The organism is Peredibacter sp. HCB2-198 (genome assembly GCF_045999315.1).
In the GTDB taxonomy this organism is placed as follows: Bacteria; Bdellovibrionota; Bacteriovoracia; order Bacteriovoracales; family Bacteriovoracaceae; genus Peredibacter.
In genome coordinates this window covers 1898576-1914354 of sequence record NZ_CP174607.1, presented here as the reverse complement: position 1 = coordinate 1914354, position 15779 = coordinate 1898576, and the positions used below count along the sequence as shown (strand labels likewise).

17 protein-coding genes are annotated in these 15779 nt (G+C 43.4%); 8 read left to right on the top strand and 9 right to left on the bottom strand.

The features are described from left to right. Positions 1-130 precede the first annotated feature (130 nt). Genes ACJVC5_RS09490 through ACJVC5_RS09480 form a run of 3 tightly spaced genes read left to right on the top strand, consistent with a single transcriptional unit; the run spans position 131 to position 2213 of the window. Positions 131-1114, top strand: a complete 984-nt coding sequence (locus ACJVC5_RS09490; RefSeq protein WP_408099132.1) for a L,D-transpeptidase family protein — start codon at positions 131-133, stop codon at positions 1112-1114. Positions 1115-1119: 5 nt separating this feature from the next. Further along, entirely contained in the window at positions 1120-1860 is a 741-nt protein-coding gene (locus tag ACJVC5_RS09485; protein ID WP_408099131.1) for a hypothetical protein, read from the top strand. Beyond that, entirely contained in the window at positions 1860-2213 is a 354-nt protein-coding gene (locus tag ACJVC5_RS09480; RefSeq protein WP_408099130.1) for a bactofilin family protein, read from the top strand. Before ACJVC5_RS09485 ends, ACJVC5_RS09480 begins: the two co-directional genes overlap by 1 nt. Before the next feature lie 3 nt (positions 2214-2216). On the opposite strand, the gene ACJVC5_RS09475 is transcribed toward ACJVC5_RS09480, so the two are convergent. Beyond that, positions 2217-3563 (bottom strand): M16 family metallopeptidase, encoded by a 1347-nt coding sequence (locus tag ACJVC5_RS09475; protein WP_408099129.1) that lies wholly within the window; start codon positions 3561-3563, stop codon positions 2217-2219. 8 nt (positions 3564-3571) lie between these two features. Continuing rightward, on the bottom strand, positions 3572-4927 hold the full coding sequence (locus ACJVC5_RS09470) for a M16 family metallopeptidase (RefSeq protein WP_408099128.1): 1356 nt from the start codon (positions 4925-4927) through the stop codon (positions 3572-3574). Between the two features lie 16 nt (positions 4928-4943). Here ACJVC5_RS09470 and ACJVC5_RS09465 point away from each other — a divergent pair, with 16 nt between their 5' ends. The 3 genes from ACJVC5_RS09465 (at position 4944) to ACJVC5_RS09455 (ending at position 7469) form a co-directional block, all read left to right on the top strand. Next, positions 4944-5759: an MBL fold metallo-hydrolase gene (locus ACJVC5_RS09465; protein WP_408099127.1), complete on the top strand. Its 816-nt coding sequence runs from the start codon at positions 4944-4946 to the stop codon at positions 5757-5759. A gap of 66 nt (positions 5760-5825) precedes the next feature. Beyond that, a complete protein-coding gene (ald, locus tag ACJVC5_RS09460; protein ID WP_408099126.1) occupies positions 5826-6944 on the top strand; it encodes an alanine dehydrogenase in 1119 nt (372 codons plus the stop codon). 69 nt (positions 6945-7013) lie between these two features. Beyond that, a complete protein-coding gene (locus ACJVC5_RS09455; protein ID WP_408099125.1) occupies positions 7014-7469 on the top strand; it encodes a flagellar basal body-associated FliL family protein in 456 nt (151 codons plus the stop codon). Between the two features lie 38 nt (positions 7470-7507). Here ACJVC5_RS09455 and ACJVC5_RS09450 read toward each other — a convergent pair whose 3' ends face one another. The 6 genes from ACJVC5_RS09450 to ACJVC5_RS09425 form a co-directional block, all read right to left on the bottom strand. Continuing rightward, entirely contained in the window at positions 7508-7681 is a 174-nt protein-coding gene (locus ACJVC5_RS09450) for a hypothetical protein (RefSeq protein WP_321398200.1), read from the bottom strand. A gap of 77 nt (positions 7682-7758) precedes the next feature. Then, the gene (locus tag ACJVC5_RS09445; RefSeq protein WP_408099124.1) at positions 7759-8478 is read right to left on the bottom strand and encodes a rhomboid family intramembrane serine protease; all 720 of its coding nucleotides are present in this window, start codon (positions 8476-8478) and stop codon (positions 7759-7761) included. Further along, positions 8475-8900 carry a methylmalonyl-CoA epimerase gene (mce, locus tag ACJVC5_RS09440; RefSeq protein WP_408099123.1) on the bottom strand — a complete coding sequence of 142 codons (426 nt, stop codon included), beginning with the start codon at positions 8898-8900 and terminating at the stop codon, positions 8475-8477. The genes ACJVC5_RS09445 and mce overlap by 4 nt, the downstream gene beginning before the upstream one ends. A 55-nt stretch (positions 8901-8955) precedes the next feature. Continuing rightward, positions 8956-10965, bottom strand: a complete 2010-nt coding sequence (locus ACJVC5_RS09435) for a hypothetical protein (protein ID WP_408099122.1) — start codon at positions 10963-10965, stop codon at positions 8956-8958. 173 nt (positions 10966-11138) lie between these two features. Then, positions 11139-11963, bottom strand: a complete 825-nt coding sequence (locus ACJVC5_RS09430; RefSeq protein WP_408099121.1) for a S1/P1 nuclease — start codon at positions 11961-11963, stop codon at positions 11139-11141. Then, on the bottom strand, positions 11960-12481 hold the full coding sequence (locus ACJVC5_RS09425; RefSeq protein WP_408099120.1) for an asparaginase domain-containing protein: 522 nt from the start codon (positions 12479-12481) through the stop codon (positions 11960-11962). The genes ACJVC5_RS09430 and ACJVC5_RS09425 overlap by 4 nt, the downstream gene beginning before the upstream one ends. A gap of 105 nt (positions 12482-12586) precedes the next feature. Here ACJVC5_RS09425 and htpG point away from each other — a divergent pair, with 105 nt between their 5' ends. Both htpG and ACJVC5_RS09415 read left to right on the top strand, forming a co-directional pair. After that, a complete protein-coding gene (gene htpG / locus ACJVC5_RS09420; RefSeq protein WP_408099119.1) occupies positions 12587-14464 on the top strand; it encodes a molecular chaperone HtpG in 1878 nt (625 codons plus the stop codon). 154 nt (positions 14465-14618) lie between these two features. Beyond that, complete coding sequence (locus ACJVC5_RS09415; RefSeq protein ID WP_408099118.1) at positions 14619-15065, top strand: hypothetical protein; 447 nt, start codon at positions 14619-14621, stop codon at positions 15063-15065. A gap of 60 nt (positions 15066-15125) precedes the next feature. Here the strand turns inward: ACJVC5_RS09415 and ACJVC5_RS09410 are convergent, their stop codons facing one another. Continuing rightward, a complete protein-coding gene (locus ACJVC5_RS09410) occupies positions 15126-15602 on the bottom strand; it encodes a TraR/DksA family transcriptional regulator (protein ID WP_408099117.1) in 477 nt (158 codons plus the stop codon). Positions 15603-15779: the final 177 nt, after the last annotated feature.

The window sequence follows — 15779 nt, the reverse complement described above, 5'->3', positions numbered from 1 at the left end:
CTTCTAGATTCCATAATATCTTATGGGCTCCCTACTCTCCGAGGGGGCAAAGATTGCTTCTCCTACTACATATCTGTATTGCTTCCTCTTTTGCCTCATAATACAATCGAATTGTCTCTCTGGAGGATTCTTGAAAAGTTTTAAATTCATTACATGGATGATGTTGACTGTTTTTGTCGGTCTGGCACAGGCCCAAAATAGCTTTTACCCCTCTAACATTCTTATGATGGATGATAAATTCACCCATCATGTGATACTGGTTGAAAAGGCCACTCATAAACTTCACATTTATGAGAACGCTGCCACTGAACCAAAACTGGTGAAGACCTTTAATATGGCCACTGGTAAAACCAAGGGTGATAAAGCGGCCAGTGGAGATCACAAAACTCCGGAAGGAATTTACACTATCTACGATTTCTATTCGAAAGATGAACTTTTCCGTCGTCATGGTAACTACGCCAAGATTTACGGAAGTGGTGCCTTTCCTATGGATTATCCAAATTTCATCGACGAGCGCGCCAAGAAGACCGGCGGCGGGATCTGGCTTCACTCAACTGATGATGATAACCGTATTTCAAAGGGTCTGGATTCAAGAGGCTGCGTCGTTGTTCAAAACCAAGACCTGAAGGACATCTCTGAGTTCATCGAACTTAACAATACTCCTATCATCGTGGTTCAGGACGTTCACTTCCTTTCAAAGGCAACTTGGGAAAGAAACCGCAAAGACATCAACGATGCCGTTCAAAAATGGGCCACTGCCTGGAAGACTAAAGACTTCGACACTTATATTAATAGCTATGACAAAGAACGTTTCTACGATAAGAAACATGGTTCTTATAATGGCTATAGAAACTATAAGAAAGCGGTTTTTTCTCGCTCGGACTCACCTGAAATCAAGTTGGACTTCATTTCAATCATGGCCAATGAAGATTATGCGGTCGTTCATTTACAACAGGACTATCGCTCTCCGGTAATTAATGACACTGGTAAAAAGACCCTCTATCTTCAGAAAGACGGTAACTATGATTGGAAGATCGTGGGTGAACTTTGGTCGGCCGTGGACTCAAAAAACCTAGCGGACTTCACTCCTTCCAAGCGCTTCTTTAAAGAATAGGAATCATGAAGGAATTCATTCAAAAAAATGGGGATGAGGTCGCAATCGTTATCTACGATGCTCCCCTTCCCCCAAAATACTTCCGCCTCACTAAAAGATTCATCAAAACACTTTTTGTCGTCGTGCCAGTTGTTCTGGTGGCCTCGTTTCTGCTGATTTTCAGCTGGGGTCTTGGAAGTAGAATTAAGCACGTTCCGACTCCAACACTCCCGGAAGTTTTACCGGTGGAAGACAGTAAAGTGGCCGAGCTTCAAGCAGAGGTGAAGGCCCTTCAAGAGAGTAACAATCAGCTCACTGAAAAACTCTCCTCTCAGCCAGCGACAGCAACTCCAGAAGATCCTTATCTCATGGCGATCAAAAAGCCCTATGGGATGCAAAACCTACTGGCCCAAAATAAAGTGAATCTCGATCAGTTTTCGATAGTTCAGGAAGCGGGCAAAGTTTCATTTAAATTCGTGATCATGAGTGCGACACCGGAAACAAAAGTAACCGGTCACGTGCTGGTGTTTATGATGTCTGAAAATGGACTGATGGCCTATCCGGAAAGAGCGAATGCTCTTATCACTCAAGGGATCAAATACTCTACAGGTGAACCATTTTCAGTTTCACGTCTTCGTCCAACGAACGCAGAATTCAGAACACAGTTGACGGGCCAATCGGTTAAATTCGTGATTTACATCTTTAGCCGTGAAGGTGATCTTCTCCTCATTCGCGAAACAGAATCCTTTAAAGTAGGGGCCAAATAGTGATTAATGATCAGGACTTCAAAGATTTTCATTATAACGTTTTTGGTGCCAAGACCCGCATTACAGGAGATATCGTTCTCGCCGGTGACGCCATTATCAATTCAAGCATTGAAGGCAGTATTGAATTAAAAGAGAGTGGCAAACTGGTGCTTGAGCGCGGAAGCTTTGTGAAAGGAAAAATCAAGGCCATTGACCTTGAAATTTTCGGTCAAGTTGAAGGTGATATCGAATGTTCCGGATTGGTTTCTATTCGTTCGAGTGCGGTGGTAACAGGATCAATTAAATCAGGACGTCTGGTGATTTATCCTGGGGCCGTCGTTGAAATGAACGCCAGCTCCCAGGACCTAACTTAATATCTAGAGATAATCTTCGTAATTTAAAATCTTCACAGGGCGGATACGAGAGAGGCTTTTCACTAAGCTTTTGTCCCCTACCACTACGATTGTAAGTCTGTCCCAAGGGAAGGCCTCAAAATCGGCCTGGGCAAGTTCTGAAGGCCTTAATTTACTAATCGTCGCCGGGAAATTTACAAGTTCTTTGAAATCTCTGCCTTGGTGATCTAAAAGCATGAGCTGGCCTAGGAAAGCATTGGTTTCTTCGAAGCCAAACGCATATCCCCCGATCTGGTGATTTTTCTGGTGCTGAAATTCTTTTTCTTCGAATTTCCCTTGAGCAACATCCGCAAACACATCACGGATAATACCGATGGCATCAGCGGTCGTTTCGTTCTTTGAGAAAGTCATTACTCCTGCGCGGCCATAATCTCTTTGAAGAGACACGTAAGCACCCGCTGAATAAGTCAGACCTCTTTTTACACGAAGTTCCTGAACTAGTTTTGAAGTAAAGCCACCGCCCATGAAACCGGCCATGAAGCCAAATTGATCATACTTTTTAATGAATTCCTGACTGGTCATGTAACGGCCAATTCTGATCTGGGCCTGGTTAGCATTCGGAACTTCTACTAAGTAGATTGACGATTGAGTCGAAGGTTTCTTAAGAGTAATCGGGCTTGATTTTGTTTCGTTTTTCCAACGGCAGTTTTTCTCGATCACTTCGCGGATGTCTTTCACATCATCCGGGCCCGCTAGATAAAGAACTTTTTTCGTTTTGTTTAGGGTCTCAAGACGGCCTTTCAGAAGTTCAGAATTAAGTTTATCAAAGCTCGCGATGGTTCCTTCCACTGGTTGTGAATAAACCGTCTCATCCAGTGATACACGTCTAAAAATTCTGTCCGCCAAAGCAGCGTGAGAAGTCACAAGGTTTTTCAGGTGGCTTTTTGAACGACTGATATAAGAGGTAAGTTCATTCTTAGGATATTGAGCATCACTAAAGATCTCACAGACCTTTCCGATCACTGGTTTAATATCTTTAGTCAGCGCCTGAACACTATAAACCGAGTATTCATGAGTCACCGAGTGACGAAGATTTGCTCCATAGAAATCAAAAAACTCTGCGATCTCTCTTTGATTTTGGGTCTTCGTTCCTGCAGTCAACTGATCAAAAGTCGATTGAGTTACGCCTGGGAAAGAGTCATTAAGAGCGCCGTCCTGGAAATAAATTGAGGCGGTGAATTTGGGAAAGTGTTCATCTTTAATCCAAACCACATCCATGTCTCCCCACTTCATTCGTTTTACCGAATCAAGGAAAGACTCTTTAGCGAAGGCACTTGAAGCAACTAATAAACCGATTAATAGATATTTCATATTCATTCCTACTTATGCTGATTCCAAACCGAGACAAAAACATTCTTCTTGGCGAAGGTCTCGTGACAAGCGCTCTTCACGTCCTCAACTGTCACCTTCTCATAGTTTCTCAGTTCTTCTTTATAGAATCTCCAGTCACCCAATAATTGCTGACGGTCTCCCAGGAAACCAGCAAGACCAGCATTTGTATCAAGTCCCGCGTAAAGATCTACAAGGTAATTGTTTTTAATTTTTTGAATGCTTCTTGGAGTGACTTCCGTTTCACAAAAACCATGAAGTTTTTTCTGAAGATCCGCACGGAACTCTTCAAGCTTCACGCCACGAACCAGTTCTCCACCGATGAAGAAAAAGCCCGCTTTCTCGAGCTGCTGATGGGCCGCATACATTGAAGTGGCCACCGGACGGTTGATAAGAATGTATTCGTTGATAAGCGCAGAACTCTTACCAGACCCCAGGATCGAAGAAAGAACATCGAGGGCATATCCTCTTTGGTCTCCAATTTTATAAGTTGGGTATGAAAGCATGAACATAGGGTTTGGTGATTCACCTTTTTGATTCACAACTTTCGATTCAGATAGTTTCGGCTGGAACTCTTCGTCTTTCAGTGAAGCATGTGCCTCAGTCACTGTCGCAGAAGAAGGAATTTTACCAAACTTCTCTTCAATCATGTCACGGGCCTTGCTCGTATCAACATCACCCACGAGAACGAGAGTCACGTTGTTAGGAGCATAGAAACGCTTGAAGTAAGCATGCATCTGTTCACGAGTCACAGATTTAATATCGGGGATATCACCGATCACTGGACGACCATAAGGTGTGCCTGCAAAAAGCGAAGACATCATTAACTGATAAAGTTGTCCGCGCGGAGAATTCTCGTAGCGCATTTTACGCTCTTCAAGAACCACGGCGCGCTCTTTATTGAAATCATCTTCATCCAGTGTCAGGTTCTCCATACGATCCGCTTCAATATCAAGGATCATACTAAGTTCTGATGAAGGAAGATTTTCATAATAAACAGTCTGATCATTAGTCGTGTAAGCGTTGGTTGAGCCACCACTACCTTCAATGATGAAATCGAGTGTATTTTTACCGAACTTCTTCGCACCTTTGAACATCATGTGTTCAAGAAAGTGTGATGCACCTGTAATACCTGGCACTTCATTTTTTCCACCGACTTTATAAAAGAAATAGAGCGAGAAGATTGGAAGCTTTGGATTGTTCACAATCAAGGCCGTCATGCCATTTTCAAGTTTTACTTCTTTAACATCTAGATTAATACTGTCGGCCAGTGACTCTTCTTTTTTTCGGGAAGCACAGCCATTGAAAAGCAAGGCGAGCAAGAGTAGCGGAAACATCAACTTCATAGTAACATCCTCGGTGATGAACAAGATCACGATATTAGGCTCGGGAACAAGCACAGGAGTTCCTATTTTAGGTTGCAACTGCAAGGTTTGCAAATCTACAGAGCTGAGAAATAAACGCTTTCGCACGTCGGCTTTGATCGAGTCTTCGAGTCAGAAAAAGATTCTGATTGATGCCTCACCTGATCTTCGCACTCAGCTACTGCGAAACAATACCGGGGCACTGGATGCCATCATCATCACGCATGATCATGCGGATCACACGCATGGTATGGATGATCTTCGTCCCTTTGGTTTTAAGCGTGGTGAATCTCTTCCTGTTTACACCGACGCTTCAGCGGCCAAAGATCTTAAACGAAAATTCCCTTATATTTTTGATCGCGATAATTACTTTTCCGGCAAAGCGATCTTGGGTGGAGGCATTCCCCTACTTGATCTCAAAGTGACACAAGCAGGACCTGAAACCATTGTTGGTGAGTCATTTGAATTTTTCTCACTTCCTCATGGATACGAGAACACACTAGGAATTCTTCACCAAAAAATGGCCTATCTGGTGGACTGCAGAGAAATTCCCGAAGTGGCCCTAAAGAGACTTTCTGACGCTAAGCTTGAATTATTAATCATAGATTGTTTAAGACCCAATCCTCACTCGACCCATCTCCATTTGGACCTGACTTTGGAATATATCGAGAGAATTCAACCAAAAACCGCGGTCCTAACCCACATGGGACACGAATGGGACTACCTGGATTTGGTTTATCAGCTCAAGAAGCGCGGTGTAAAAAATACATTCCCCGCTATAGATGGCCAGTCCTTCCTCTATTCTAACGCCTAAAAAGCGTGTAAGATGGGTGAACTTTTAACAGCTATTTTGTCCTGCTAACTATTAAGGGAGTCCCTGATGAAAATTGCAGTTCCTAAGGAAATTAAAAACAATGAAAACCGCGTTGGTCTTACTCCAAGTGGTGCTCGTCAACTAGTTCAAGACGGCCACGAAGTTTACGTTCAACATAATGCTGGTATGGGTATCGGCATTACAGACGAAGAATATATTAAGGCCGGTGCTAAAATTGTTCCGACTCTTGAAGATGCTTTCGCCATCGGCGAAATGATCATTAAAGTTAAAGAGCCTCAACCAAATGAGATCGCTCTTCTTAAGCCTCACCACATTCTTTACACATATCTTCACCTTGCTGCTGATAAGCCGCAAACTGAAGGTCTTATGAAGTCAGGTGCTACTTGTATCGCTTACGAAACAATCCAGATGGATGACAACTCTCTTCCACTTCTAGTTCCTATGTCAGAAGTTGCTGGCCGTATGTCAGTCCAAGTAGGCGCTTCTTACCTACAACTTGATAAAGGCGGAAAAGGGATCCTTCTAGGAGGCGTTCCAGGTGTTCGTCGTGCGAAAGTAACAATCATCGGTTGTGGTATCGCTGGTACAAACGCTGCTCAGATGGCAGTTGGTATGGGTGCAGATGTTACTCTTATCGACCTATCTACGAAGCGTCTTGCTGAACTTGATCAGCTTTTCGAAAACAAAGTTAACACTATCTTCTCTAACTCTCAGAACATCGAAGAAGCAGTTCTTGCTTCAGATCTAGTGATTGGTGCAGTTCTAGTTCCAGGTGCAAAAGCTCCTAAGCTAGTAACTCGTGAGATGATTTCAAAAATGTCTAAAGGTTCAGTGGTTGTTGATATCGCTGTAGACCAAGGTGGATGTATCGAAACTTGTAAGCCAACAACTCACGAAAATCCAACTTTCGTAGTTGATGGTGTTGTTCACTACTGTGTGGCCAACATGCCAGGTGCAGTTGCTCGTACTTCGACTTTCGCTCTTACAAACGTAACTCTTAAGTATGCTCGTATGATCGCTAAAGAAGGCGTTGATCGCGCTATCATGAAAGATAAGCCGCTTCGTCTTGGTGTGAACATCTATAAAGGTAAGCTAGTTTACGAACAAGTAGCTACTGACCTAGATCTTCCATACACTCCGCTACAACTCGACAAATATCTTTAATAGATAACTTGGGCCCCAAACGGGGCCCTTTTTATTTGCGCATTTTTAAGCCCATGCTATTCTTTATCCATGGTTCAAAAGATTCTCATCCTTCTCAATCTCGTCATCGTGTTGGCCGGCGCTGGTTTGGTGTTCTATTCCCACAACATGATTAAACCTGAGCCAACCAATCAGGCAGCCGAGGCCGAGAAGATGAAGACGGATGCGATTGAGTCTTCTCAAATCCAACCCGTGCCGATCAAGAAGTTTGTGGTAAACCTTCACTCACGAAGTTCTCGTCTTCGTTATCTTGATTTGGAAATGAACGTTCTTCCTTTTCATGAAGATCAAAAAGAACTCATCAAGGCCAATGAACATATCTTCAAAGACATCGTGATTGAAATCGCCTCTCATCTAGAGCCGGACGAACTTGATTCTGTGACTGGAAAAATTCTATTAGAGAATAAGATTAAAAAGCAGGTCAACGCTAAGCTTGGTCAGCCAGTTGTGAAGCAGATCTATTTTTCAGGATTTGTCGTTCAGTAAGAAAAAATCCCGACTTTCGCCGGGATTTATATCAGCAATTATTGAATGTTTTTTGCTTCTTCGTGATCAAGAGGAACAGCGTTCTTTGTCTCGTCAGATAGATTATCTAGATATTTTTTAACGTCTTCTTTCGTGATTTTGCCTTCAGCAAGAAGACGGTCACGAACACGAACGTCCAATAGTTTTTCTTCAAGAGCTAGTCTCAATTTCATAAGTCCTCACTTTTAAAACGAAATTCTTTGTACCACTCCACTCCAAACTAAGCAAGTGGTAACATGCTGCACCAATTTTATTGCCAGTATTTTGGTGGCTTCTGGTCCTCATCTTTGACCACGTAAAGGTGATTTTTACGCTTCGGCTTAGATTGAAAAGAGGCATTCAGCACTTTTCTAATCAGCGGACGGGACTGAAAATGGATAATTAAATAACTGATCCCCATGGCCAAGAGATGGGCCCAAGAACTCATGGCCCCTGAGAAAAACGCCATGTAGGCCTCAATTCCGGCAAGAATAAGGCAAAAAGTCCGGGCCTTCATCGGGAAGATCATCATGAGAGACATGTGTCTGTCCGGATAAAGCATGGCATAGGCCATTAAAAGAGCAAAGTTAATACCAGTGAGTCCATGGAGGCTCGAGAAGTAAACTGGAGTCCCAAAGAAGAATAAAAGGCTCACAAGGGTATAAATAAGTCCCACGCCCAAAACTGTTAGAAGCAAGAAGCGAAGGTAGACCTTCTTCCCCCACTGAGATTCTAATTCTGATCCGATAAACCAAACCACCAGGGCATTGAACAAGAAACTCATGAGGTTAATTTCAACAAACGGGTAAGTCACGAGCTGATAAACCAGACCGCTTAAAAGGCCGTTTCCGGAAAGACCTAAAATGCTTGCGAGTGAAAAAGCACCAATCGCTTTCAGGATTGAGGCCGCAAGAAAGCAAGCACCAGTAGCGATCAAAATGACTTTATTAATCTTTGTGAGTGGCGGAGCTTGAAATTGAACCTGATTCATTCTGGCCTCTGAGATAACTCAATAAGCACGCCACCAGTTGATTTTGGGTGCATGAAATTAACGAGACATCCGCCCGCACCAATTCTTGGTTCAGGATAGATGAACTTATAACCTTTTGCTGTTAGTTCCGAGGTCTTTGCCTTCACATCTGGAACTTTAAAGCACAGGTGATGAATCCCCTCACCTTTGGTTTCAATAAACTTGTGAATGGTGCTTTCATCAGATGTCGGTTGTAACAATTCAATATGAGCGTTGGTATCGACGTGAGCGAAGGCCGTGAAGACTTTTTGATCTTTTACTTCTTCGATTTCAGGGGCGAATTTAAGCCCCATATCTTCATATACTTTTTTAGCCGTTGGGATGCTTTTTACAGCGATAGCAATGTGATCGAGAACGCAGTCTGCGAGCTCCGGTAAAGACATAAATGGTCTCCTTAGACGGTCCTATTATGCCTCTTTGCCACGCTTGGATCAATGATTAAAAGTTGGGCGCTGGCACGGCGTTATCACAGGCATCCTCAGCGTTTGGATCAAATGCTGGGATCGTTTCCTGAACTGGCGGCGTACAAACACCATTCTTACAATCACCATATTCATAGGTGTTATAACAGTGCTGTCGGCAAGTTACATTACCTGAAGTATCTGTACCAGTTTTCACTACCAGACATTTAACGACTGGAGATTTCTGACACCATTCCTTCGCTATACAGTAATCCCCGATTGGTTTACTGCAAAGAACGGCCGGAGTGATAATTGTATTGTGAGGAGCACACTGACCAGACGTTCTGTTACAACATAAGCTTGAACATTCAAGGTCCGTTGAACAGCTGTCCCCAATTGGTCGGTTCCCTTGAGTACTTGATGAATCATAACATTGAGAAACCAGAGACTGGTCCCAACAGCGATTGTTAAAACAACACTCCGAGCTCCCGCAACCCGCGTTCGATGAACAGCTCTTGAAGTTGGTATAAAGAACTTCGTTTCCAGTATCAGTACGGTATTGAGTCGGACGAACCAGTTGGATCTTCACATCATTGGCCACTGCAATGATGTAATCATTACCGTTATCATCTTTTGCAATGATCTCGATGGTAGAAGAAACGTTACACGAACCAATGTGTTCTAAATCTGTATTACGGCTTTGAGCACGTGCACTTGATCCATCCATCCACAATGTTTTACCGGCAACAGATAGGCTCTGCTCTGTACGCACACCCTCCACATCATTTGAAGAAAGGTGAGCTACGTTGGCAATAAGATCAAGCTTCGTTGCCAGCGGGAACATATAAGAGTTGTAATAAATCTTGTTCTGAACTGGGGCCGTCTGACTATCATCAGGCAGAGGACTAATGGTATAGATTGGATAATCTACCCATGAGTTTTCTTTGAATAAACGTTTTGGTCCATCAAGCTTTGCGAACTTAAATTGCCACTCACCTGAGTTCACTAGACGATAAGGGCCGCGATAGTAATACTGACTTCCTAAAATAGTCACTGGGTCCCAGATGCTTGTCGGATACGTGAACGTGATATTCGTTGAATCAGTTGAGTTTACGGGAACGGCCGCCTCACTAAATTTAAATGTGCCGGCAATGTTCGCTGCGGTTGTTGGCATCGTGTCCGGAAGCGGCTTTAAAAGCTTCTGGCTCATGTAGTCCTGATAGTAAGCAGAACCAGTCACACTCTTCACTTGAGGAAGTGAAGGAGAGATTGGAACTTTCACAGAACCAGATTGCTTCACCAGACCTTGGTCCAGAATTTTTGCATAAGAATAAAGACACTCTTCGTCCGGCTGGCTTGGGTTCGACTGAATACCGTCACAAGCACCCACACCTTGGAATGTCGGATCGTCTTCAACACGAAGACCACGACAGTAAAGTCCGGTATTACGGTTGTCCTGAGTTGGAGTATCCCCGTTTGCGAAATTGTAATCGTTATAATCGAAGAGATCGTAAGGCAGACGAATATTACGGAACGGTTCAGAACGTAGATCAAGCACGATCACACTGACTGAAGTTTGCGGAGTAATACCAGGGGCCTGAGTCACAGTACCACTGATCGTGACGGGCTCACGACCTACACCAAACTTAAAACGCACTCTGACGTGTCGATCAGAAAGAGTTCCAATGTTAATACCGGCAACGTATAGACGTCCGGCAAAGTTTTTAGGAATGGTGAGTTTACGAACGTAGCTACCCCCACCTGATAAACCAGTACCAGTTGAGTAGCTTGAGTCTGTTGAAAGATTTGGTTCAATAAGATGACGGATTTCAACTTTCGGAGGTAGTGAAGTTTCGCCAGTGCTTCCGCTTGTTACACCACTTGTTTCACCACCAGCACAGTTTCCTGAACAAGTGCCACTGGTTGATCCACCAATCTGATTCGCACGATTTGCAGTTGGCATATCGGCAGGCGTACAGCTTGCGAGCAATAAAGACATCGCAATCAACTGACTAAAAATTTTCTTCCCGAAATTACTTTTATCCATGGTCATAGACCTCAAGAGTTCTATCGGACCTATTTTCTTAAATTCTTAAAATTATTATCCAGGGAGAAAGGTTTGCCGGGGGAATCTTCAGGAACTCTCCCCTCTTTTAGAGGGGTTAGAGTTCTTGAAAAGGATGGTCGGAATTAAAAATTGCCTGCTTTTGAAGGCGGCCTTTACTTAAGGGCCTCATTCAGTACGGTCGCCAGACGAATGCCTGCTTGGAAAAGACGTTGCTCCATTACCGGAACAAACTTATACGAGTATTCGTAACCGATCTTTGGAATCTCTTCAGCTGTGGCCTCTTTTTTACAATACTGTTTCATGGCACCAGGTTCAGATGAACGATTCACCTCTTCCGGATAAACTTCATTACGAAGAACTTTCGATTCTTGGGCCCAATCCAGAAGATCGCCTTTTTTCCAGGCCACGATGTTTTCATGAGAACGACCCTGTTGAACAAATTGGGCCATTTCAGTGAAACTCAGTTTGGTGAAATCAATCATGCCTTCGTCCCAAAGTTGGTGAAGGTTCATTGGCTGACCTTGGAAAATCACTTTGCAGTAGTTACCACCGCGGTCAACTCCGTTACCAACGTGAAGTGGTTGATGAAGGTCGCCCATTAGATGAGTGATGAATTTAATCGCGAAAACTTTCTTCTCTTGGGCCGCGGCCGGATCTTTTAGAACCGCGATTTGCTCACGAAGTGAGGTGATGAGTTTTCCCGAAGAATTAGTTTCATCGTGATCGTGCATCTCATCTGCCCAATCCGTGTAGTGCCAGTTGTAAGTATGAGAATAAGTCTGTGGTTCAGATTTAATCTCATCCGGCCAGTTCGCAACACGAGCGAGTGACTGTCCACCTAGAATCTGAAAAATTTTATAATGAACATCTACAGTGAGATGTCTTTCCGCGACCTGGCCCACAACTCTGTGGCCCGTCGGTCCCCAAGCAAATGCATTAGCTGAAAGAAGTGTCAGAGCGAACATCAATGCTTTCATTCAATCTCCTCAAAAGTTCCGCGACTTTTATCTTTTCTAAATTTAGGGACAATAAAAAGTTTTCCGTGAAACGTAACATAGTAACCAGGCTGCAAAATACGAGCGGCGAAGATCGCCTCAATCACATTTTGGGCCGCATCTGAATCATCAAATCCAAGGGGCTTCATGGCACCGGTAAAGACCACCGGAACTTTCACCTCTGGATAATGTTCAAAGCAATAACGTGACGTAAGGTCCATCGTGTCCGTTCCGTGCAGAATCACAATCGGATGGCCACCCTTCTCATGGGCCTTAATAGAATTCAGGATAAACGCGCGGTCGTTTTCATCCATATACAGTGAGTCTTTCGACATGATCTGTTTCACCGTAATGTCTGTATAAGGAAGACGCAGCTTTTGAAGAATTTTATTTTTTACAATCGTATCGCGATTTTGAAGTGAGCCTTCAAACTCGTCGTAAATTTTCTCAATGGTGCCACCCGTAGCGAGAATATTCAGCGGCATGATTTCGTTCGACATAATTTCGTTTCAAACCCTTGACGTTAATCAGCTAGAACCCATAATTCTTATGACTTCAAAACCTAAATGAATAGACGACAATATGACACCACTATTGGAGAGAGTATGACAACCCGTAAAGGCTCGATTTCAGTAAAAACCAACGACATTTTCCCCATTATTAAGAAGTGGCTTTACTCAGAGCACGATATTTTTATTCGTGAGCTGGTTTCAAACGCTTGTGACGCGATCACCAAAAGATCGACTCTTGCCCGTTCAGAGGGCCATGAGACGCCGGCCGGCAAAGTTTCGATCCTACTAAACAAAGAAGCTAAAACCATCACGATCTCAGATAACGGTCTTGGGATGAGCGAAAGTGAAGTTGAAAAATACATCGCTCAACTGGCCTTCTCTGGCGCGGAAGAATTCGTACAGAAAATGAAAACCATGGGCAACACAACAGCCAAAGACGAAATCATTGGTAAGTTCGGTCTTGGTTTCTACTCTGCCTTCATGGTTGCCGCAAAAGTTGAAGTTGAATCGCTTTCAATGCAGCCTGGTTCAAAACCAACAAAATGGACTTGTCTCGGAGACACGGAATATGAGTTCTCTGATTCAACGAAGTCAGAAGTTGGCACGACCATCACTCTTCATATTGCTGAAGACTCTTTGGATTTCTTAGATAAATGGAAATTCAATGAAACACTTACTCGTTACTGTTCATTCATGCCTTACCCGATTGGTCTTATGGATCTTTCGAACAAGGAAGCAACAGAAGAAATCATTAACGAGACAACTCCTCTTTGGAAAAAAGATCCTACGACACTTAAGGATGAGGACTACAAAGAGTTCTACCGTAAGATGTTCCCAATGGATCCAGAACCACTTTTTTGGTTACACCTTAATGTTGATCATCCGTTCACCCTTCAGGGTGTGCTTTTCTTCCCAAAACTGAATCAAAGTAAACCAATCCAAGAAAATGGCATCCAGCTTTACTCGAAACAAGTTTTCGTTTCAGATAGCGTGAAAAATATTGTGCCGGATTTCCTAGGATTACTTAAAGGTGCCATTGATTCAGTGGATATTCCGCTGAACGTTTCTCGTTCATCTCTTCAGGGTGATCCGAACATTAAGAAGATCTCAAACTACATCATTAAGAAAGTTTCTGAGTCACTTAAGAAGCTCTTTAACTCTGATCGTGAACGTTACGAGAAGGCCTGGGAAGACATTGGTCTCTTCGTGAAATACGGTTGTATGCAGGATGAGAAGTTTGATGAAGTGATGAGAAAGTTCGTTCTGTTTAAAAACACAGACGGGAAACTCGTGACTCTTGAAGACTATCAGGCGGGAGTTCCGGAAGCGTACAAAGAGAAGCTAAAAGATAAATACGTTTACTTTGAAAAGAACCTTAGTGATGAATCTCTTCGTAAGCAGCTTCAGGCCGAAGGCATTCAGGTTCTTGAGACGGATCAGTACATTGATCCACACTTCATGCAACACTGTGAAATGAAAAAGATCGGAGAGCAGACTTTCAAATTCGCCTCGATTGATTCAGAAATTGAGAACCTGCTTGAAGCAACTGACACTCACGCTGATGACATCAAGATCAAGGACTTCTTCAAGCAAGTTCTGGTGGGTGACAATAAAGAAAAAGAGATGACTTTGGATGTGGACGTGAAGAGCCTTAAGAACGCTTCTTCATCTGCTTATTTTAAAGTAGACGAGCAAATGAAGCGTTTCCAGCAGATGACGAAGTCTATGGGTAACAGCGCGTTCAGCATGCCTGTTAAGAAGACCCTGGTGGTGAACCCTCGTAATACTCTGATCAAGAATGCACTTAAGATTTGGGAAAAGGGCGAGAAGAAGGAACTTGCGGAAAAGATCGTTCATCACGTTCAGGATCTGGCGAGCCTTTCATCTGAAGGTCTGACTTCTGAGGACAAAGAGAAGTTTGTTTCTCGTTCTCAGTCTCTGGTTCAGGAACTTTCTCAGTACATCGTATAAGAACTATGTGGGACCCTCCAGAGAGAGGGTCCCCTTTTAATGTCGACTGGACCCAAACAGCAAAACTTCTAAGTAAAAAATTCACTCTTTCCCCCCCAGATCAAAATACTCAGTAGCATCCTCCTATTAGAAAAAAATTTTAACGGAGGTTCCTATGAAAACGCTTAGCCTAGTTCTTTTATTTGCTACTTTCACAACTTCAGCATTCGCTAACTGTCGTCTGGCCATCTTAAACACTTACATTTCGGTTCCGGCCAATGCCTTGGCCGAATTAGGATATGAGATCATCTCAGAAGAAGAACTTCAGGTGGGTGACCTTACTGCTACTATTGAAGACCGTACGGTTAAGGGTGGGCACAGCTACCTAAGAGGCACTTTGGTGAAAAAAGAAAAATTCACCCAAGTCATCAGCGTTGTGCGTGACTTACCTCTAGTTACTGAAAAAGTGATGTCAAAAAAGATCAAAACTAAAACCGTGGGCCAGTTCCTTTCAGTTCAATACAATGGCCAGGCGGTCGAAGGTTATGATTTCAGAATTCTAAATACACGTATTGAAAATCTTCCGACTTGTGAAGCTGTTCAGGCCAAACTAAATAAGTAATCCAAATAAAAAAAGGCCTTCATTCGAAGGCCTTTTTCAAACAAAACACTCCCTAAAAACTTAGTTCACGATGTCCTGATAATCCATGTGTGTGACGTGGAAATCAGAAGTCGATGTCTCATCTTTGTTATAACCACGCTCCAGGTGCTCGATGGGAAGAACGCGACCGTTCTTCACTGAATCACGGTTACGGTGAACCAATTGATTCTCTTCTTTTTCTTCCGCCTCTTTACAATGAATGCAAAGGTCAGCAGTAGGACGAGCTAGTAGACGGTTATGTGTAATTTCAGCGCCGCACTCTTCGCACTCGCCGAAAGTTCCATCTTCAATTTTCTGAAGGGACTTGCGTACTTTCTTTAGGTACACCGCAGTTCTTGCTTTGAGGCGAAAATCCATCTGGTTTTCTTTCTCAACTGAGACAATGTCCACTTCATCCCCTTCAAGGCTCACCGGTGAGAGTTTACCTTCGAAAACTTCTTCTTCAGACAAGATCTCAAGGAAGAGGTTTTTAAAGTGTTCGATTGTTGCTTTTTCCATAAAGCGCTCCTTAAAGTAATTCTCATCCGTGACGTTAATTCGATCTTAAATCCTTTAAAATCGAAGGCCATTCCATGGCGAGACCGGGGGGACATCCGTTTCATACAGGTACTCATCCATGAGTAAACCCACCGTTCTCTCGGGTACTCTAGAGCAGGATTCATGCCAACTTTAAAA